The sequence below is a fragment of the Microbacterium sp. Bi128 genome, assembly GCF_918698205.1.
Genome location: NZ_CAKKMM010001615.1, coordinates 1 through 1,083 on the forward strand (window position 1 = coordinate 1; position 1,083 = coordinate 1,083).

Annotated in this window: 1 protein-coding gene; it reads left to right on the forward strand. The window is 70.7% G+C overall.

Going from position 1 to position 1,083, the window contains the following annotated elements:
* Positions 1-1,083: GTPase ObgE (gene obgE, locus LQV45_RS34950; protein WP_230012573.1), on the forward strand; the 1,083-nt coding region annotated here is incomplete at both ends.

A 1,083-nucleotide genomic window follows, 5' to 3' on the forward strand; every position in this document is an offset into this window, starting at 1 on the left:
CCTCGGCACCGTCGTGAAGGATGCCGACGGCGAAGTGCTCGTCGACATGCTCACCCCGGGGATGCGCTTCGTCGTCGCTCCCGGTGGGCTCGGCGGGCTCGGCAACGCCGCTCTGGCCTCACCCAAGCGCAAGGCCCCCGGCTTCGCGCTGCTAGGAACGCCCGGCTGGGAGGGCGATGTCGTCCTCGAGCTCAAGACCGTCGCCGATGTGGCGCTGGTCGGCTTCCCGTCGGCCGGTAAGTCGAGCCTCATCGCCGCCGTCTCCGCCGCGCGGCCCAAGATCGCCGACTACCCGTTCACGACGCTGCACCCGAACCTCGGCGTCGTGCAGGCCGGCGACGTCCGCTTCACGATCGCCGACGTGCCCGGACTCATCGAAGGCGCGAGCGAGGGCAAGGGCCTGGGCCTGGAGTTCCTCCGTCACGTCGAGCGCTGCACGGCACTCGTCCACGTCCTGGACTGCGCGACGCTCGACCCCGGTCGCGACCCGCTCACCGACCTCGACGTCATCCTCGCCGAGCTCGCGGCCTACCCGGTCCCCGAGGGCCAGTTGCCGCTCCTCGAGCGCCCCCAGATCGTCGCGCTGAACAAGGTCGACGTCCCCGAGGCGCGCGATCTCGCCGACCTCGTGCGCCCCGACCTCGAGGCCCGAGGGTTCCGTGTCTTCGAGATCTCCACGGTGAGCCGGGCGGGGCTGCGCGAACTCACGTTCGCCTTGGCCGAGGTCGTCGAGCAGCACCGCGTCGCGACGCTCGACGACACTCCCGCCGAGCGCATCGTCATCCGCCCCACCGGCTCCGAGAAGGACTTCACCATCAAGGTGGAGGGCGGCACCTACGGCCCGGTGTACCGCATCCTCGGCGACAAGCCGGTCAAGTGGGTCCAGCAGACGGACTTCCAGAACGAGGAGGCCGTCGGGTATCTCGCGGATCGTCTCGCGCGTCTCGGCGTCGAGGACGAACTGTTCCGTTCCGGCGCGGTCGCCGGTGCGACCGTCGTGATCGGCCCCGGCGACGGCATCGTGTTCGACTGGGAGCCCACGCTCTCGTCCGCGGCGGAGATCATGACCGCGCCCCGTGGCAC